The organism is Rhizobium sp. NLR8a (assembly GCF_019685235.1).
In the GTDB taxonomy this organism is placed as follows: domain Bacteria; phylum Pseudomonadota; class Alphaproteobacteria; order Rhizobiales; family Rhizobiaceae; genus Rhizobium.
This window is the reverse complement of sequence record NZ_JABDWI010000010.1, coordinates 212,826-230,231: the sequence shown is the minus strand read 5'-3', so window position 1 is coordinate 230,231 and position 17,406 is coordinate 212,826. Positions and strand designations below refer to the sequence as shown.

16 protein-coding genes are annotated in these 17,406 nt (G+C 62.6%); 10 read left to right on the top strand and 6 right to left on the bottom strand.

Going from position 1 to position 17,406, the window contains the following annotated elements; all coding sequences use genetic code 11:
* Positions 1-49: 49 nt before the first annotated feature.
* Positions 50-982 carry an endonuclease/exonuclease/phosphatase family protein gene (locus HJC04_RS20665; protein WP_210630458.1) on the top strand — a complete coding sequence of 311 codons (933 nt, stop codon included), beginning with the start codon at positions 50-52 and terminating at the stop codon, positions 980-982.
* On the opposite strand, the gene HJC04_RS20660 is transcribed toward HJC04_RS20665, so the two are convergent.
* Positions 938-2,851 carry an ABC transporter ATP-binding protein gene (locus tag HJC04_RS20660; RefSeq protein ID WP_210630457.1) on the bottom strand — a complete coding sequence of 638 codons (1,914 nt, stop codon included), beginning with the start codon at positions 2,849-2,851 and terminating at the stop codon, positions 938-940. The two genes, HJC04_RS20665 and HJC04_RS20660, sit on opposite strands and share 45 nt — an antisense overlap.
* 160 nt (positions 2,852-3,011) lie before the next feature.
* Between HJC04_RS20660 and HJC04_RS20655 the strand changes: the two genes are divergently transcribed.
* Positions 3,012-3,242 carry a CopG family transcriptional regulator gene (locus HJC04_RS20655; RefSeq protein ID WP_210630456.1) on the top strand — a complete coding sequence of 77 codons (231 nt, stop codon included), beginning with the start codon at positions 3,012-3,014 and terminating at the stop codon, positions 3,240-3,242.
* 106 nt (positions 3,243-3,348) lie between these two features.
* Here HJC04_RS20655 and HJC04_RS20650 read toward each other — a convergent pair whose 3' ends face one another.
* Positions 3,349-5,205: an ABC transporter ATP-binding protein gene (locus HJC04_RS20650; RefSeq protein WP_221146961.1), complete on the bottom strand. Its 1,857-nt coding sequence runs from the start codon at positions 5,203-5,205 to the stop codon at positions 3,349-3,351.
* Between the two features lie 384 nt (positions 5,206-5,589).
* On the opposite strand from HJC04_RS20650, the gene HJC04_RS20645 reads away from it, so the two are divergent.
* Both HJC04_RS20645 and HJC04_RS20640 read left to right on the top strand, forming a co-directional pair.
* On the top strand, positions 5,590-6,051 hold the full coding sequence (locus HJC04_RS20645; protein WP_210630454.1) for a tRNA (cytidine(34)-2'-O)-methyltransferase: 462 nt from the start codon (positions 5,590-5,592) through the stop codon (positions 6,049-6,051).
* A 195-nt stretch (positions 6,052-6,246) separates the two neighbouring features.
* Positions 6,247-7,893 (top strand): Na/Pi cotransporter family protein, encoded by a 1,647-nt coding sequence (locus HJC04_RS20640; protein ID WP_210630453.1) that lies wholly within the window; start codon positions 6,247-6,249, stop codon positions 7,891-7,893.
* Between the two features lie 3 nt (positions 7,894-7,896).
* Here the strand turns inward: HJC04_RS20640 and HJC04_RS20635 are convergent, their stop codons facing one another.
* On the bottom strand, positions 7,897-8,157 hold the full coding sequence (locus HJC04_RS20635) for a hypothetical protein (protein ID WP_064804101.1): 261 nt from the start codon (positions 8,155-8,157) through the stop codon (positions 7,897-7,899).
* 168 nt (positions 8,158-8,325) lie between these two features.
* Between HJC04_RS20635 and hemF the strand changes: the two genes are divergently transcribed.
* The 3 genes from hemF (at position 8,326) to HJC04_RS20620 (ending at position 9,901) form a co-directional block, all read left to right on the top strand.
* The gene (hemF, locus tag HJC04_RS20630) at positions 8,326-9,237 is read left to right on the top strand and encodes an oxygen-dependent coproporphyrinogen oxidase (RefSeq protein ID WP_210630452.1); all 912 of its coding nucleotides are present in this window, start codon (positions 8,326-8,328) and stop codon (positions 9,235-9,237) included.
* Between the two features lie 102 nt (positions 9,238-9,339).
* Positions 9,340-9,603, top strand: a complete 264-nt coding sequence (locus tag HJC04_RS20625) for a hypothetical protein (RefSeq protein ID WP_221146960.1) — start codon at positions 9,340-9,342, stop codon at positions 9,601-9,603.
* 112 nt (positions 9,604-9,715) lie between these two features.
* Positions 9,716-9,901 (top strand): DUF1059 domain-containing protein, encoded by a 186-nt coding sequence (locus HJC04_RS20620; RefSeq protein WP_221146999.1) that lies wholly within the window; start codon positions 9,716-9,718, stop codon positions 9,899-9,901.
* 70 nt (positions 9,902-9,971) lie between these two features.
* Here the strand turns inward: HJC04_RS20620 and HJC04_RS20615 are convergent, their stop codons facing one another.
* From HJC04_RS20615 to HJC04_RS20605, 3 genes are read right to left on the bottom strand one after another with little or no spacing between them, the layout of a single operon-like run.
* Entirely contained in the window at positions 9,972-11,225 is a 1,254-nt protein-coding gene (locus HJC04_RS20615) for a CCA tRNA nucleotidyltransferase (protein WP_221146959.1), read from the bottom strand.
* Entirely contained in the window at positions 11,222-11,872 is a 651-nt protein-coding gene (locus HJC04_RS20610; protein WP_210630449.1) for a CoA pyrophosphatase, read from the bottom strand. Before HJC04_RS20610 ends, HJC04_RS20615 begins: the two co-directional genes overlap by 4 nt.
* Positions 11,869-12,492: a DUF1285 domain-containing protein gene (locus tag HJC04_RS20605; RefSeq protein WP_221146958.1), complete on the bottom strand. Its 624-nt coding sequence runs from the start codon at positions 12,490-12,492 to the stop codon at positions 11,869-11,871. Before HJC04_RS20605 ends, HJC04_RS20610 begins: the two co-directional genes overlap by 4 nt.
* 158 nt (positions 12,493-12,650) lie before the next feature.
* Here HJC04_RS20605 and HJC04_RS20600 point away from each other — a divergent pair, with 158 nt between their 5' ends.
* Genes HJC04_RS20600 through HJC04_RS20590 form a run of 3 tightly spaced genes read left to right on the top strand, consistent with a single transcriptional unit; the run spans position 12,651 to position 17,405 of the window.
* Positions 12,651-13,661: a MoxR family ATPase gene (locus HJC04_RS20600; protein ID WP_210630447.1), complete on the top strand. Its 1,011-nt coding sequence runs from the start codon at positions 12,651-12,653 to the stop codon at positions 13,659-13,661.
* Between the two features lie 13 nt (positions 13,662-13,674).
* Positions 13,675-14,595 (top strand): DUF58 domain-containing protein, encoded by a 921-nt coding sequence (locus tag HJC04_RS20595; protein WP_210630446.1) that lies wholly within the window; start codon positions 13,675-13,677, stop codon positions 14,593-14,595.
* Positions 14,592-17,405: a DUF4159 domain-containing protein gene (locus HJC04_RS20590; protein ID WP_221146957.1), complete on the top strand. Its 2,814-nt coding sequence runs from the start codon at positions 14,592-14,594 to the stop codon at positions 17,403-17,405. Before HJC04_RS20595 ends, HJC04_RS20590 begins: the two co-directional genes overlap by 4 nt.
* Position 17,406 lies beyond the last annotated feature (1 nt).

The following is a 17,406-nucleotide window of genomic DNA, read 5'->3' as shown; positions in this document are numbered from 1 at the left end:
ACCGTGTTAGGCGCAACCGCAACGATGCCAGCCAGCCGGACCCGAGCGGATGAGAGACACGATCTTTTGCGTAATGAGCGTTCTCACAACCCTCGTTCTCGCTATCATCTCGCTGCGCTATGCCAAAGATTTCTATCTGCTTTCTCTTTTTTATAGCTTCCAGATCCATCTGGCAGCGGCCGCAGCAGTGGCCTCCGGCATAGCCCTCCTCTTCAAGCGCCATTGGTACGCGCTGCTGACACTTGGCGCATCGATGGTTCTCGCCGTCCACGGCATCGTGATGGCGCGTGAATTCGTCGAGCCTAAGGTAGACGAGAGCCGCCCTGCTCTCTTCAAGCTGATGTCCTTCAATATAGAGAATGACAATTTCGCAAACGGCGCTGATATCGCCGACATGGCGATCGGATCCGGCGCCGACGTCGTCAACATCCTCGAGGCCGAACCGGTATTGTCCGAATTGCCGCGACTGCTGAAGACATACCCCTATTACGTCGGCTGCGGCGTCGGCATGGAGCAATGCGATACGCTCGTCCTGTCGAAGCGCCCGCTGATCGAACCTCGCATCCGCAGCCTCGGCCTGCTGTGGCGCAACCGGCTGACGATCTCGACGATCGATTTCGACGGCCAGAAGGTCAACTTGCTCGCCGCGCACCTGACCAAACCTTATTATGACGAATTCCACGGCCTGGAAGTCGAAGATCTCGCCGAGATTATCTCTTCGCTGCCGGGACCGCTCGTGCTTGCTGGTGATTTCAATACGTCGATTCTGGCGCCGGATGTGCAGTATCTCATGCGCAGCCAAGGCTTGGGCACCGCATCGCTGGAGCCTGCGACATGGCCGATCGCCGCCGGCCCGCTCGGCATTTCGATCGATCACGTCTTCAGCAAAGCGCCCCTGCGGCTGAAATCGGTCCGCCGCATCGAGAACAGTTTCGGATCAAACCATTTTGGCCTCATGGCGGAATTCGTCCTCGATCCTTGAGCCTGCATCCTCGTCGGACGCGAGAAATCCGCCGGACTGGCGTGCCCAGAGTTCCGCATAGAGCCCGCCGCGGCGAAGCAGCTCGTCGTGGCTGCCCTCCTCGATAATCCGGCCAAGGTCGACGACGATCAGCCGGTCGAGCGCGGCGATCGTCGAAAGCCGGTGGGCGATTGCGAGCACTGTCTTTCCCTCCATGATCCGATGGAGATTGGACTGGATCGCTTCCTCCACTTCCGAATCGAGCGCCGACGTCGCTTCGTCGAGAACCAGGATCGGCGCGTCCTTCAGCATGACTCGCGCGATGGCGATGCGCTGCCGCTGCCCGCCCGATAGTTTGACGCCGCGTTCGCCGACATGCGCATCGAAACCTCTACGGCCCTGCTGATCCTGCAGGCGCGCAATGAAGTCCACAGCTTCGGCGCGTCGGGCCGCGTCGACCAGCCGCTCCTCGCCGGCATCCGGTCGTCCGAACAGGATATTGTCGCGCACGGAACGGTGCAGCAGCGACGTATCCTGGCTGACGACGCCGATCTGCATCCGCAGCGATTCCTGGGTCACGGCCGATATATCCTGACCGTCGACCAAGATGTGGCCGTCCTGGATGTCATAGAGGCGCAGCAGCAGATTCATCAGCGTTGATTTGCCGGCGCCCGAACGCCCGACGATCCCGACCTTCTCGCCCGGGCGGATGGTCAGGGAGAAATTCTCGACGACGGGCTGCTGACCCTTGCCGTAGCGGAAGGAGACATTGTCAAAGCGGACGCCGGGCTGGCGGATCACCAGGCTCTTCGCATCCGGCCGATCGACGAGCCCGAGCGGCTGCGAAATCAGTTCGGCGGCGTTCTGAATGGTGCCGAGATTGCGCATGATGCCGTTGAACTGCGTCATCAGCCTGCCGAGCAGGAAATTCAGCCGGAGCACCAGCGCCAGCGAGAACGCCACCGCGCCCGAGCTGACGAGGCCGCGCAGCCAGAGATCGACGCTCAAGCCCGCCATCGTCACGATCATCAGGCCGGAGAGCAGCGCCATGGAGGCCCTCACACCGGTAATGAACCGCGTGAAGCGCATCACCGTGTCCTGATAGATATCGAAACCTTGGCGCATGTAGCGGTCGCTCTCTTCATCGCGCGCGAACAGCTTCAGCGTCTGCATATTGCTATAGGCGTCGACCATCCGGCCGTTCAGCATCGATCCGGCCTCCGCCGTTTCGCGCGAGTGATGGCGGATCCGTGGGACGAAGTGGCGGGCAAGCAGGCTGAAGGCGCCAAGCCAGAACAGCACGACGGCGGCGAGCGTAAAGTCCAGCCTGGCGACGAGCACCAGCGTCGTTACCGCATAAATTCCGACAAACCAGACGCTTTCCATCAACGAGGTGACGAGATCCCCGGTTGCCTGGCCGGCCGACCAGACCTTGGTGACGATACGCCCGGAGAAATCGCTCTGAAAGAACGACAATGATTGCCTTGAGACATGGAGATAAGATTGCCAACGTGCTAGATTGTAGAAGCCCGGCGTGATCACCTGCTGATCGACGAGGGCAATCAGGAAGGCAACGACGAAGCGCACGAGCCCGATGAGAGCGAGCATGCCGAACAGCTCGCCGCCATGGGCCGCGATAAGACCGCTCCAGCCGGCGCCGGGCGCAATACTAGCGAGAATATCGACGAGGCGTCCGACGAACCAGAAGAGTGCGGCCTCGATTGCCGCCGACGTGCCGCCGAGAATGAGCATGGCGATGAACGGCATCTTCGCCTGGCCGATGTAGAACCAGATGAAACCGAGCGTAGCGCGCGGCGGCTGCAAGTCGTCGCGCCGGCGGAACGGATCGATCCAGGTTTCAAACAGGCGGAAGAGGGGTCGCAGAAACATGCAAGCGATATAGGCGGATTGAGGGGAGTGGCAAAGGGAATGAAAAGCGGACGCAACCTTATATTTTGGTAATAGACGATAACATCGGCGGCATCGCCATTGATTGCCCCCGAACCCGTCACAATCTGACGATAGGATCGCGCTTAACCGGAGAGACGTCATGGAAACGAAAATGCTCGATGCGCATATTCCGCTTCCGCTTGCAGAAAGGTTGGATGCCCTGGCTCTCGACCTGGCGTTGCCGCGCGACGAGATCGTCATCGAGGCTATCGCCGCCTGGCTCGACAGCGAGGAGCGCCGCCGCATCGTGGCGCTGCGCACGATCGCGGCCGCCAACAGCATCGTCGTCGTCGGACATGACCGCGTGATCGACTGGGCCGACAGTCTTTGAAAAGAACGCCGGCACGAGCGCATCCGGTCTTCGACAATCGTCTCGCGAGCACAAATCATCGAAATCATGAAAATGCCCTCCCCGCTCACGCCGGGAGGGTCGATTCTTATTCCGCGGCCTCTTCCGCCTCTTCGGCATGATCGGAGAGGAAGCCGCCGGACTGGCGGTTCCAGAGGTCGGCGTAGATGCCGCCGCTTCCGATCAGTTCGGCGTGCGAACCGGCCTCGACGATCCGCCCCTTGTCGAGCACGATCAGCCGGTCCATCTCCGTCAGCGTCGAAAGCCGGTGGGCGATCGCGATCACCGTCTTGCCCTCCATCAGGGCGAAGAGGTTTTCTTGGATCGCCGCCTCGACTTCGGAATCGAGTGCCGAGGTTGCCTCGTCGAGCACGAGGATCGGCGCATCCTTTAGGAAGACGCGGGCGATCGCGATCCGCTGCCGCTGACCACCTGAGAGCTTGACGCCGCGCTCGCCGACCTGCGCGTCGAGCCCCTGGCGGCCCTGCATGTCAACGAGCCCTTCGATGAACTCCCAGGCATTGGCGCGTTTGGCCGCTTCGATCACTTCGGCGTCGGTGGCCTCCGGCCGGCCATAGGCGATGTTGTCGCGGATCGAACGGTGCAGCAGCGAGGTGTCCTGCGTCACCACGCCGATCAGCGAACGCAGGCTCTCCTGCGAGACGCCTGATATATCCTGCCCGTCGATCGTGATGCGGCCGGCCTCCAGGTCATAGAAGCGCAGCAGCAGGTTCATCAGCGTCGTCTTGCCGGCGCCGGAACGACCGACCAGACCCACCTTCTCGCCTGCCTTGATGTCAAGCGACAGATTGTCGATGACACCCTTGCCCTTGCCATAGTGGAAGCGAATGCGATCGTAATGGATCGCCCCCTTCTTGGCCGTCATTGCGGGCGCATTCGGCTGGTCGATGATGTCGTGCTGCTTGCTCATCATCTCCATGCCGTCATAGACCGTGCCGATATTCTCGAACAGCGCCGAGACTTCCCACATGATCCACTGCGACATGCCGTTGACGCGCATGGCAAGACCGATGGCGATGGCGATCGCTCCGACCGAGATCGCCCCGTTCAGCCAAAACCAGATCGACAGGCCCGAGACGACAAAGAGCGCGACGCAGTTGTTCAGGTAGACGCTGATATGGAACAGCGTCACCTTTCGCATCTGCTTGTGCACGGTCTGCAGGAACTCGTCCATGCCCTGTTTGGCATAGATCTCCTCGCGTCCCGCATGCGAGAACAGCTTGACGGTTGCGATGTTCGTATAGCTGTCGACCACGCGGCCCGTCATCATCGAGCGCGCATCCGCCTGCTGGGCCGCGATCTTGCGAAGCCGGGGCACGAAGTAAGAGACGATGCTGACATAGACTGCGAGCCAGATGAGAATCGGGATCATCAGCCGCCAGTCGGCCGCGGCAATCACGATGATCATCGTCAGGAAATAGCTGACGACATAGACGAAGACGTCGAGGATCTTCATCACCGTTTCGCGCACCGCAAGCGAGGTCTGCATCACCTTGGTCGCGACACGCCCGGCAAACTCGTTGGCGAAGAAGGTCATGCTGTGGCGCAGCAGGAAGCGGTGCATCTGCCAGCGCGCCATCATCGGATAATTGCCGAGCAGCATCTGGTGCATGATGAGGGAATCGAGCCCTGCCGCCAGCGGCAAGCCGACCAGCACCAGAGCCGCCATCCAGAACAGCTTGTGGCCTTCCGTCTGCAGGAAGGTGGCGCGATCGGCATTGGTCAGCCAGTCGACGATGTCGCCAAGGAACTGGAAGAGCGCCACTTCGCCGATGGCGATCAGCGACGTCAGCACTGCCATCAGGCCGAGCCACGGCGCTGCCGGCTTGCTGTAATGCCAGCAGAAGGCAAAGAGACCTTTCGGGGGGGCGACGGGCTCCTCGCTCGGAAAGGGATTGAGTCGCTGCTCGAACCAGCCAAACATGAAATTGCTCCGAAACATCACCGTTCCGGCTCCCGGCTTCGCGCCATCCCGGCGCATGCAAGCACATATGGGAACCGGACGTTCAAGGGGCGAGGCTGAAACAGCCGCACAATGGATCAAAAGGGAAGTTTTAGAAAGAAGCCCGCTCTAGCGGTGCCATGTCGCCTTGATCGGCATCACGGCAGGAAAGCGCGAAATGAGCAAAATATTCATGAGGCCCTCCCTGCTGGCGTTCGAAGATGTGCATGCATAACGCGAAAAGTGCGAAACTTCCAGACCTGAACTGGCGCAAATAGCGCGTTTTAGGGCCAAACCGCGTCCTATTGCGCCGAAATCACAGTTGTATTAGGCCTCCCCGCGTCTAAACGAACAAGCGGCGCATACATGGCGAACCTCAGACTGGCACTCTATCAGCCGGACATTCCCGGCAATACCGGCACGATCCTGCGCCTTGCAGCCTGCCTCGGCTTTGCCGTGGATCTGATCGAGCCCGCCGGCTTCGACGTCTCCGACCGCAACCTGAAACGATCGGGCATGGATTATATCGCCGCCGCGGCGCTGACCCGCCACGTCAGCTGGGACCGCTTCGAGGCCTGGCGCGCCACATCAGGCCGGCGCCTGATCCTCGCCTCGACCAAGGCCGCCGACCGCTACACCGACTTCGCCTTCCGCCCGGATGATGTCCTGCTGTTTGGGCGCGAAAGCGCCGGCGTGCCGGATCACGTGCACGAGAGAGCCGACGCCCGCATCCTCGTTCCGATGGTCGAAGGCCAGCGGTCGATCAATGTCGCAGTCTCGGCGGCCATGATCGTCGGCGAGGCGATGCGCCAAACCGTCTGGGCTTGATCGGCGGCTGTCTGAACGGATTGCCGAATATATCAACAAGTGTCGGAAATCGACATTGTCAATCGATCAAACCGGCGTATATTCATTAGCCGGACAATCAAAACCCCCGCACGATTTTCACAATTTCAATAACTTGGGAAGATTGGCCATCAGGCCGACGCCCTTAGACTGACGAAAGCAGAATAAAACAAGAAAATGGATTCTACGATCATCATGATCAACCTGTTCGGAGCCGTGGCGCTGCTGCTGTTCGGCCTCGCGCAGGTGAAGGACGGCGTGTCCAGGGCCTTCGGCGCCCGGCTGAGAACGGGGCTGGCGACCGGCACGCGCGGCGGCCTTCGCTCATTCCTGTCGGGACTTGTCGCGACCGTCGCGCTGCAGAGCTCGACGGCAACAGCGCTGATGACCGCCTCCTTCGTCGAACGTGATCTGATCAATCCGCGCATGGCCCAGCTCGTCCTGCTCGGCGCCAATGTCGGCACGGCGATCACTGCATGGATCGTCGCGACAGGCATCGAATGGCTCTCACCGCTCCTGATCCTCTCCGGCATCGTGCTTTACCGCGGCCGCTCCAGCACCCGCCAAGGCGGCGGCGCAGCGCTGATCGGGATCGGCCTGATGCTGTTGTCGCTGCATCTCCTGAGCCTTGCGACGGAGCCGATGCGCGCCTCCCCCGCTCTCGCCGCTTTCATCAGTCTGCTGGATGGCGCTCTGCCCGTGGCGCTCCTTTTCTCGGCAGCGCTCGCCTTCGTCTCATCGTCCAGTCTGGCTGTGGTGGTGCTCATCCTGTCGCTCGCCTCGGCCGGCTTGATCTCTGCCGAACTCGTCATCGTGCTCGTGCTCGGCGCCAATCTCGGCGGCGCGATACCGCCCGTCGTCGCGACGATGTCCGGGCCGGTTTCGGCGCGACGCGTCACGTTCGGCAATCTCGCCGTCCGTGCGCTCGGCTGCATCATCGCCCTGCCGCTCGCGGGCTACGGCGCGGAATTCATTCAGGTGCTGCCCTTCGGACCGTCAAAGCTCCCAGTCGATGCGCATCTGCTTTTCAATGTTCTGCTCGCCGCCCTCGCCTGGCCCTTTTCGAGGCCGCTCGCCACGCTGATGACCCGACTGGTTCCGGATCAGGCCGAGCCGGACACGGCTCCGAAATATCTGGACGCCCATGAGCTTTCGACGCCCGTCATTGCTTTGACCAGCGCCACCCGCGAAGTGCTCGGCATCGGCGACATCATCGAGCGCATGCTGATCCGAGTCTCCGAGGCCTTCGAAGGCAATGACTCTTCCAAGCTTTCCGAAATCGCGATCCTCGAAGAGCGTGTCGACAAGCTGCAGCAGGCGGTGAAGGTCTATCTCTCGAAGCTCGGCCGCGAGGGGCTCAGCGACGAGAACGCCCGCCGTTCGATCGTTATCATCGATTATGCCATCAATCTCGAACATATGGGCGATATCATCGAGAAAGGCTTGCTGGAGCAGATATCGAAGAAGATCTCGCTCGGGCTCAGGTTTTCCGACGACGGTCATCAGGAATTGCGTAAGCTGTTCGACCTGACGATCGACAATCTTCGTGTCGCCCAGACGATCTTCGTCACTCGCGATTTCAATCTTGCGCGTCAGATGATGGAGACAAAGGTAGAGGTCCGGCGCATGGAGAAACAGTCGGCCGAACACCACCTGGAGCGCCTGCGTGACGGACGCGCCGACAGTCTGCAGACAAGCTCGCTGCATCTCGATATGCTGCGTGACCTGAAGAGGATCAACGCCCACATCGTCTCGGTGGCGCATCCGATCCTGGATGAAAGCGGCCTTCTGATCGAAAGCCGCGTGCGTGCTGTCGCGGAGTGACGGTCAGTCGGCCGAAGGCAGACGGCGCATGGTGAATTCGATCTGGTCGCCGTCGAGCTGACGCCAGCTTTCGACCTCGGTCCAATAGGCCGCTTTCGGATATTCGTCGAACCATTCGCGCGCCTTGGCGCGGGCATCGAGGAGGCCGAGGCAATATGTCTCACGCACGAAATGGTCTTTCTTGCGGGCAGGATTTTCCGCCCGGTGTCTCGCCATTCTGCGTTTCAGGCCGTCGAAGGACGGAGGTCCTGGAATTTTTGCCATCAACCCTACCTCTGCCGAAAAGATAGTATCGAAACCCTTGCTTTGCGAGTCGAATCTCGATGCCCCGGCCGCAGCCTTGGCGAGAGGCGGCGCCACCTGCTAGATGTGGCGGGCAACAGGGAATGAGCGAGTCGCATCCTGAACGGATGCCGGCCGCGGAGGCGTGACATGGAAAGACCGGAACTGCCGATCGGCTTGCCTGCGGATATCGAAGAGAAGAAGGCGGCCGCCCGCAACTGGTTCGAAGGACTGCGCGATACGATCTGCGCCTCCTTCGAAGCCCTCGAAGACGAACTGCAAGGCCCCTTGTCCGATCAGGAGCCCGGCCGCTTCGTCGCCAAGGACTGGTCGCGTGAAGAAGGCGCCGGCGGCGGTGGCCGCATGTCGATGATGGAAGGCCGCGTGTTCGAGAAGGTCGGCGTCCACACCTCTACCGTTCACGGCGAATTCTCACCGGACTTTCGCACCCAGATACCGGGTGCCAAGGACGATCCGCGTTTCTGGGCCTCGGGCATTTCGCTGATCGCTCATCCCGTCAACCCCAATGTTCCCACGGTGCATATGAACACCCGCATGGTGGTCACAACAAGCCGCTGGTTCGGCGGCGGCGCCGATCTGACGCCGGTGCTGTCGCGCCGCCGCACCCAGGAGGATGAGGACAGCCAGCTCTTCCACAAAGCCATGGAAATCGCCTGCCGAAACCATGCCGTCGCCGATTACGATGCCTACAAGGGCTGGTGCGACGACTATTTTTTCCTCAAGCATCGCAACGAGCCCCGCGGCATCGGCGGCATCTTCTTCGATTGGCTGCATTCGAGCGAAGAAGCCGGCGGCTGGGACGCCGATTTCGCCTTCACGCGCGATGTCGGCAGGGCTTTCGCCATGGTCTATCCGAAGATCGTTCGCTCCAACTTCAACAAGTTGTGGACGGAGGCCGATCGTGACGAACAATTGATCCGCCGGGGCCGCTACGTCGAATTCAATCTGCTGTATGATCGCGGCACGATCTTCGGCCTGAAGACCGGCGGCAACGTCGAATCCATTCTCTCCTCGCTGCCGCCTGTCGTGCGCTGGCCGTGAGACTGTAAAATCTCATCGATTATTCGAACTGAGGGACCTTCATAAAAATTCAGTGAGTCCTAACTTTATATGTACGTGCGTAACAATCGGAGGAGGATTGTCATGACGACAGAAAGCGGCTCGCCTGCGTCCACGGATGTCCAGGAAACATTCCGTGCAATCGACACACCCGAGTTCCTTATCCGCATTGCCGAGAAACTGCGGGCCAAGAGTGGCTCCGATCTGCCGCTGTGCTGCTTCATCGAGCAGGTCAAGCTGCAACTGGCCGGCGGAAAGTCGCCGGAGGATCTGCAGAACGACGCAGCCAACAGCAACACGCCCGGCCATCTCTCGGATACTTTCAAAGCCTGGGCGATGCCCGACTGAACACCTTCTCCGGTCGCCACCTCCTGCCGGCCGGAACCTTCTCTTCGCACGTACATTTCATCAATCGCGTGAGAACGCGATGGCCGTTGCGTTCCAGACAGAGGAGAAAACCATGCGACTTTTCGAATGTGGCACGCTCGTTCCCGGCTGCGCCTGGCACACCCGGGCGGATAATGACGCAGAAGTGGTTCGCCGCGCCGTTGAGCACCTGAAGATTGCTCACGGCGAAACGATCATACGCGAAAACATGGTTGACAACATCAAGGCACGCATCCGCGACGAGGCCACCGCCGCCTGAGAGCGGGTGCCCGCGTCCTGGCAGCGACGACTATGACAGCGCCGCATCCACCCGATGCGGCGTATAATCCCTATTGGATGCGTTCCTGCAGCCGGGCGAGCAGTGCTGGCCGGTCAGCGGCGAAATTCTCCTCTACCCACTGGTTTTCCAGCACCGCAAGCAGTTGCCCGACGCGGGGACCGGATGCGATGCCCGCCGCAATCACATCGCCGCCATTTAGAGGAAATTGCGGCTTCTTCCAGTTCACGGCCTGATCCAGGAGCTTGCCGAGCCGCGCGGAGCGCGCCATTTCGCCAAGATCGCCTTCGGCCTTGCCGCGCGCAACGCCGAGCGCCAACTTCAGCCGCGTCGTGATACCGTCCGCGCCGTTGCGGTAAAGCAGTCGCTCGAAGGCGGCCGGCGATATCTCGTCATTGACCGGTTCCGCTTTCGCCCAGGCCGTCAGGGTGGCGGCTTCCGCATTCGAGAGCTTCAGCCGGGCCGCAAGCGCCGTGAGCCGCGCCGCATCGGGCGGCACGATCGCCGCAAGGCGCAGCAGCGGATCGGGCGTCCAGCCGAGCGCCTTTTCGGTGGCAACGAGAGAAGGGATTGCATCGATCCCCCACCGCTCCGATTCCGGCAGGATTTCCGTCAGCACCGCCACCTGCCGCATCCAGAGCAGCGCCCGGCCGGGATCGCCGGCACCAAGCAGCTTTCTAAGCTCCGACCAGACGCGCTCGGCCGAGAGCGTCTTCAGTTTCGAACGCGCCGCAGCACAGGCTTTCAGACCCTCGGGATCCGGCCGCCCGGAACCGTAATAGGCGAAGAAGCGGAAGAAGCGCAGGATGCGCAGATAGTCCTCGGCGATACGCCTTGCCGCATCGCCGATGAAGCGGATTTTGCGCGTCTCGATGTCCGCAAGCCCGCCGACGAGATCCACCACCTCGCCCTTGGCATCGGCATAGAGCGCGTTGATCGTCAGGTCGCGCCGTTCGGCATCGGCCTTCCAATCGGTGCTGAAAGCGACCTTGGCGCGGCGTCCGTCGGTCTCGACATCGGTACGAAGGGTCGTCACCTCGAAGGGCTTGCCGTCGATGACGAGCGTCACCGTGCCGTGCTGCAGCCCTGTCGGCACCGCCTTGATGCCAGCCACTGCTGCCCGCTCCATGACAATTTCGGGCGCCAGCGTCGTGGCGATGTCGATATCGCTGACCGGCAGGCCCATCAGGCTGTTGCGCACCGCGCCGCCAACCACCCGTCCTTCCCCGTCATCGGTATTGAGAAGTGCCAGGACCCGGGCGAGCGCCGGATCGCGGAACCATGCCTGGTCGGCAATGCCGGTCATGCGTAAAGCCTTTCGTAGAGCGTGCGGACGATGCCGGCGGTGATGCCCCAGATCATTCTGGTTTCATAGGGCATGCGGTAGAAATGCCGGTCGATGCCGTCGATCACGCGCCTGTCGCGGTTATGATTGGCCGGATTCATCAGGAAGGAGAGCGGCACCTCGAACACCTCGTCCACCTCGGCCGGGTTCGGCGTCAGCGCGAAACCCCGCTTGACGACGCCGAGCACGGGCGTGATGCGGAAGCCTGTCGAAGCGAGATAATTCGGCAGCCTGCCGACTGTCTCGACGAAGGAACCGGGCAGGCCGATTTCCTCCTCCGTCTCGCGGATCGCCGCCATTTCGGGCGAGATATCGGCCGGATCGATCGAGCCGCCGGGAAAGGCGATCTGACCGGAATGTTTGCGCAGCGTCGCCGTGCGCTTGGTGAAGATCACCCGCGCTTCCTCGCCGTCGTCGACGACGGGCACGAGCACGGCGGCATCGCGCAGCTTGAAGGTCGCAATCTCCTCCACGATATCGGGGTTGAGGATATGGTCGCCGTGATCACGCCAGGCATGGTCCACCGGCCCGCCATTCTGATCGAGCGCACGGCGGCGGAATTCAGCTGCTGAGAACAGCGGATAACGTTGGGTGATCGCATCGTTCATCGGGAAAGCGCATCCAGTTCGTCGGCCGGCATGACGGGAAAGACCTCGCCGGCGGAGCGGACCGCAAACATCGCCCGCCCCTCCACGTCGAGCGTCTCGCCGAGTGCCGCCAGTTCATACATCACCGCACGCGACACCAGCGCCTCCAGCCGCCCGCGCACATGCAGATAGGGTTTCAGTTCGGCATTGCCGCCCGCAATGGCAAAGCGCAGCCGATGCCCTCCTCCCGCCTCCACGACATCACCGACATTGGTGCGGAATGTCAGTACCTGTTTGCCCTCCCGCTCCGTCACGCTCATCTCCACGGCGACGAACGGCGCGTCCACGACCCTGATCCCGACCTTTTCCACAGGAGTTACGAGGTAGGTCTTTTCGTCCTCGTCCTTGCGCAACACCGTCGAAAAAAGCCGCACCAGCGCCGGCCGGCCGATCGGCGTGCCCATGTAGAACCAGGTGCCGTCGGCCCTGATCTCCATGTCGATATCCCCGCAGAAGGGCGGATTCCACCGTTCGACCGGGGGCAATCCTCGTTTTTTGCCGGCGGTTTCCTGCGACGCGCGCGAAATCAGCGCGGCAAGCCCCGCCGCATCCGCCTGTCCGCTGATTTCTTCGGCTGCCATTCTTCCGTCCCGGTTTGTCCTTAACGAAGTGAAGTCACGAGATAGTCATTCGTAACGAACTTGTCAGCCCGTCGCATCTCCATAACTCTATCGAGTATGAGGCAGATGTATAAGTCCGCCGATTCGCTGCCGAATGATTTCAGCCGTTGGAGATGCCCGTGGGTATGATGAAGACCGAAGCCAGCCTCGATGAAAAGGCGATCGTCGCCGCCGCCGAAAGGGCGCTCTCCGATATCGCTGCCATCCGCGGGGAAGTCTCCAAAGTGATCTTCGGTCAGGAGAGCGTCGTCGAGAACACCATCCTCGCCGTGCTATCAGGCGGCCATGCCCTGCTCGTCGGCGTCCCCGGCCTTGCCAAGACCCGCCTGGTGACGACACTCGGCGAGGTGCTCGGCCTTGCTGCCAACCGCGTCCAGTTCACGCCAGACCTGATGCCTTCCGATATTCTGGGGTCGGAGGTGATGGATCAGGACGACAGCGGCCGCCGTTCCTTCCGTTTCGTCAAAGGCCCGGTCTTCGCCCAGCTCCTGATGGCCGACGAAATCAACCGCGCCTCGCCGCGCACTCAGTCGGCGCTTCTGCAGGCGATGCAGGAATATCACATCACCATCGCCGGCCAGCGCTATGACCTGCCGGCTCCCTTCCATGTGCTCGCCACCCAGAACCCCCTGGAGCAGGAAGGCACCTATCCTCTGCCCGAGGCCCAGCTCGACCGCTTCCTGCTGCAGGTCGACGTCAACTATCCCGAGCTCGCCGCCGAGCGACAGATCCTGCTCGAGACCACAGGCCTCGGCGAAACCCGGCCAGAAGCCGTCATCGATGCGCAACGGCTGATCGAAATCCAGGCCCTGGTGCGCCAGATGCCGGTGAGCGAGACGGTCGTCGACGCCATCCTTTCGCTGGTGCGCTCCGCCCGCCCCGGTCAGGGGAATGCCTCGACCGACAAGAACGTCGCCTGGGGTCCGGGCCCGCGCGCCGGCCAGGCGATGATGCTCTGCGCGCGCGCCCGCGCGCTCTACGAGGGCCGCCTCGCCCCGTCCCTCGATGATATCTTCGCGCTTGCCGAACCCATTCTTCAGCACCGCATGGCGCTGACCTTCGCCGCCCGCGCCGAAGGCATGTCGGTGCGCGACGTCATTGCCGGCCTGGTCAGGCAGGCGAAGGGATAAGGAAGCCGGACGCGTGGCATCTATCGGACAGACCGTCAACCCGACGTCAGGCAGCGATGCCCTCTCCCGCGCCAGGCAGCGGGCCTCCCTGATGCCGGACTGCCTGGTGGAAGCCAAGCGCATCGCCAATACGGTGATCGCCGGCTGGCACGGCCGTCGCAAACGCGGCATCGGCGAGAATTTCTGGCAGTTCCGGCCCTATGCAGAGGGCGAGAGCCTGTCGCGCATCGATTGGCGCCGCTCTGCCCGCGACGACCATACTTATGTGCGCGAGCGCGAATGGGAAGCAGCGCACACCATCTGGCTCTGGTGCGACATGTCGCCCTCGATGATGTACAAGTCGAGCTACGGCAGCGTCTCCAAGGAAAGCCGGGCGCTGGTCGTCATGCTGGCGCTTGCCGAAATCCTTGCCCGCTCCGGCGAACGCATCGGCTGCCCCGGCATCATGGAACCTGCCTCCACCCGCAATGCCGCCGAACGCCTCGCAGCCGCGCTCATGCACGCGCCGCTGACCGGCGGACTGCCGGAAACGGGAATGATCCGCGGCTGGAGCGACCTCGTGCTCATCGGCGATTTCCTCGACGACGCTCCTGTTATCATGGAGCGGCTCGGTCCGCTTGCCCGCCGCGGCCTGCACGGCCACGTGGTCGAGATATCGGACCCCGCCGAAGAGATCTTTCCCTATAGCGGCCGCACCGAATTCATTGATCCGGAGACGGGGGCCAAGCTCATCTCCGGCCGCGCCGAACACATCCGCGAGACCTATCGCAACGCCTACCTCGCCCGCAGGGAGAGCCTCGGCCAGTCGCTGCGCCATCTCGGCTGGACCTTTACGACCCACCGGACCGATCATCTTGCCTCGGAGGCGCTGGTCGCGGTCCACATGTACCTCTCCGGCATGCCGGCCAAGGCAACGCATGGAGGGCTGCTATGAACGCCCTCCCCTTCGCTTTCGCCTATCCCGCCATTCTCGGCGCCCTCATCGCCTTGCCGGTCATCTGGTGGCTGTTGCGGCTGACGCCGCCACGTCCGAAAACGGAGGTCTTTCCGCCGCTGAAGATCCTTGCGTCGGTGCTGAAGCGCGAGGAAACGCCGGCGCAAAGCCCCTGGTGGCTGACGCTGCTGCGCATGCTGCTCGCTGCCATCATCATCCTTGCGATTGCCGATCCGGTCTTCAATCCGCGCACCAATTCTCTGGCATCGGGCGGCCCGCTCGTCCTCTTCGTTGACAACAGCTGGGCGGCAGCACCCGATTGGGAGCGCCGAGTCCAGACCGCCGACGCGCTGGTGGACGATGCCGAATCCGCCGGCACGCCGGTAGCGATCGCCTTCACCGCCGATCCGACCAACGATGCCGTGCCCGGCACCGCAGCCAGCGCCCGCGACAAGCTGCGGGCTGCCGAGCCGCGGCCGCTGGTTCCCGATCGCGAGCGCGCTTTCCAAGCGCTGCGCGCGGCGCTCAATGGCGTCAAGCCCGGCACTCTCGCCTTCCTGACCGACGGCGCCGCCGCCAAGGCCGATGATCCGACGGTGCGCAGGCTCGCCGAGCTCCAGCCCGCCGATCTGCGCCTGATCGAGGGCGATGCCACGAAGACGGTTGCCGTCACCGCGGCCAGCAATGCGGCCGACGCCATGACCGTAAAGGTCACACGGCTCGACAGTTCGCGCCCCGCATCAGTGGCGCTGAACGCCGTCGATGCCCAAGGCCGCTCGATCGCCAACGGCAGGGTGGATTTCCGTCCCGGCCAGAGCGTTGCCACGAGTTCGATCACCGCTCCCTTCGAGATGCGCAACGATTTCGCCCGCATCAGCGTCGACAACGGCGCGACGGCAGGCGCGGTCCACCTTCTCGACGACGCGTTCAAGCGCCGCCGCGTCGTCCTCCTGTCCGGCACCGGAGCCGATGAATTCCAGCCGCTGCTCTCGCCGCTCTACTACATCCAGCGGGCGCTGCAGCCCTATGCGGATCTCATCCAGCCCACCGATTCCGATCTGGCCGTCGCCATACCGAAGCTTCTCGCCAACAACCCTTCGATCATCATCATGGCCGATATCGGCCGCCTGCCGGAGGAGACCTACGAACCTCTGACACGCTGGATATCGAATGGTGGCATGCTCCTACGTTTCGCCGGCCCGCGCATGGCGGCGGCACCTGCCGACGATCCGCTCATTCCCGTCATCCTACGCCAGGGAGAACGAGCGCTGGGCGGGACCTTGTCCTGGAGCGAACCGCAATCGCTGGCCGAATTTCCGAGCATCGGCCCCTTCGCGGGCATACCGCGTCCCGCCGATGTCGTCGTCAAACGGCAGGTGCTCGCCGAGCCGACACCCGACCTTGCCGAACGCACCTGGGCCAGCCTCGCCGACGGCACGCCGCTGGTGACGATGAAGCAGCTGGCATCCGGCCAGATCGTCCTCTTCCACGTCACCGCGGAAGCGACCTGGTCCGATCTGCCGATCTCGGGCACTTTCGTCGATATGCTGCGTCACCTCCTGCAGATATCGCGCTCAGGCGGTGTGACGTCCGAGGCACGCAGCAGCGCGCGTGTCTCCGAGACCCTTCCGCCCTACCGCATGCTGACGGCCAAGGGTGTGCTCGTTTCCGAGACTGGCTCGGCGCGACCTCTGATCCCCAGGGCCGGAGCCGAACCGACGGCGAATTTCGACAATCCGCCCGGCCTCTACGGTTCGGAAGATGGTTTCACCTCATTGAACGTGCTGCCCGAGAACGCCGAACTGACGCCGCTCGATACCGCTGGAACCAACGCCGTGCGCGAAGGCTTGATCGGTGGCGAAAGCTGGTCGGCAAAGCCGGCTCTTTTCCTGGTCGCCTTTCTGCTGCTGCTCGCCGACAGCCTGATCGTCCTCTTCATGAACGGCGCTTTCTCGCGATTGCGCCCGGCCGCTCGCGCCGTGGGCGTGATCGCCGTCGTACTCGGCGCAGGCTTCCTGCTGCAGCCCGGCACACTTCACGCCAACGACTCCCGGCCCGATGACGACCTCATTCTGGAGAGGCTTGACAACACGCATCTCGCCTATGTCGTCACCGGCGAGCAGGAAGTCGACAATATATCCGAGCGCGGCCTTGAGGGCTTGACCCAGTTCCTGACCTTCCGCACGACGCTGGAGCCGGCGCCGCCCGTCGGCCTTGACCTCACCAGGGACGAACTCACCTTCTACCCGATCATCTATTGGCCGGTTTCGGCAACGGCGCCCATGCCGTCATCGGCCGCGATCAGCCGCATCGACGCCTATATGCGCAACGGCGGCACCGTGCTTTTTGACACGCGCGACCAGCTCAGCGCTCTGGACAATGGCGGCAATGTCAGCGCTAACGGCCAGCGGCTGCAGGAAATCCTCGCCAATCTCGATATACCGCCGCTCGAACCGGTTCCATCGGATCACGTGCTGACGAAATCCTTCTATCTCCTGTCGAGCTTTCCCGGCCGCTATGCCGGCAGCCCGCTTTGGATCGAAGCCCGCCAAGGTGGCCGCGAAACGACCGAAAAATCGGCGGCGACGGCCGACGGGGTTTCGCCGATCCTGATCACCGGCAACGATTTCGCCGGCGCCTGGGCAGTCGACGAAAACGGCACGCCGATACTGCCGACCGTGCCCTCGGATGAAGGGCAGCGTGAATATGCCTACCGGGCCGGCGTCAACATCATGATGTACATGCTGACCGGCAACTACAAGACGGACCAGGTTCATGTTCCCGACCTCCTCGAACGGTTAGGGCAATGAG

What these genes read in the sequence shown, in the direction of transcription:
- HJC04_RS20645 (WP_210630454.1), top strand. Translation starts at nt 5,590, where the DNA reads ATGGCGAACCTCAGACTGGCACTCTATCAGCCGGACATTCCCGGCAAT.
- hemF (WP_210630452.1), top strand. Translation starts at nt 8,326, where the DNA reads ATGGAAAGACCGGAACTGCCGATCGGCTTGCCTGCGGATATCGAAGAG.
- HJC04_RS20640 (WP_210630453.1), top strand. Translation starts at nt 6,247, where the DNA reads ATGGATTCTACGATCATCATGATCAACCTGTTCGGAGCCGTGGCGCTG.
- HJC04_RS20615 (WP_221146959.1), bottom strand. Translation starts at nt 11,225, where the DNA reads ATGACCGGCATTGCCGACCAGGCATGGTTCCGCGATCCGGCGCTCGCC.
- HJC04_RS20665 (WP_210630458.1), top strand. Translation starts at nt 50, where the DNA reads ATGAGAGACACGATCTTTTGCGTAATGAGCGTTCTCACAACCCTCGTT.
- HJC04_RS20650 (WP_221146961.1), bottom strand. Translation starts at nt 5,205, where the DNA reads ATGTTTGGCTGGTTCGAGCAGCGACTCAATCCCTTTCCGAGCGAGGAG.
- HJC04_RS20605 (WP_221146958.1), bottom strand. Translation starts at nt 12,492, where the DNA reads ATGGCAGCCGAAGAAATCAGCGGACAGGCGGATGCGGCGGGGCTTGCC.
- HJC04_RS20625 (WP_221146960.1), top strand. Translation starts at nt 9,340, where the DNA reads ATGACGACAGAAAGCGGCTCGCCTGCGTCCACGGATGTCCAGGAAACA.
- HJC04_RS20590 (WP_221146957.1), top strand. Translation starts at nt 14,592, where the DNA reads ATGAACGCCCTCCCCTTCGCTTTCGCCTATCCCGCCATTCTCGGCGCC.
- HJC04_RS20620 (WP_221146999.1), top strand. Translation starts at nt 9,716, where the DNA reads ATGCGACTTTTCGAATGTGGCACGCTCGTTCCCGGCTGCGCCTGGCAC.
- HJC04_RS20635 (WP_064804101.1), bottom strand. Translation starts at nt 8,157, where the DNA reads ATGGCAAAAATTCCAGGACCTCCGTCCTTCGACGGCCTGAAACGCAGA.
- HJC04_RS20610 (WP_210630449.1), bottom strand. Translation starts at nt 11,872, where the DNA reads ATGAACGATGCGATCACCCAACGTTATCCGCTGTTCTCAGCAGCTGAA.
- HJC04_RS20660 (WP_210630457.1), bottom strand. Translation starts at nt 2,851, where the DNA reads ATGTTTCTGCGACCCCTCTTCCGCCTGTTTGAAACCTGGATCGATCCG.
- HJC04_RS20655 (WP_210630456.1), top strand. Translation starts at nt 3,012, where the DNA reads ATGGAAACGAAAATGCTCGATGCGCATATTCCGCTTCCGCTTGCAGAA.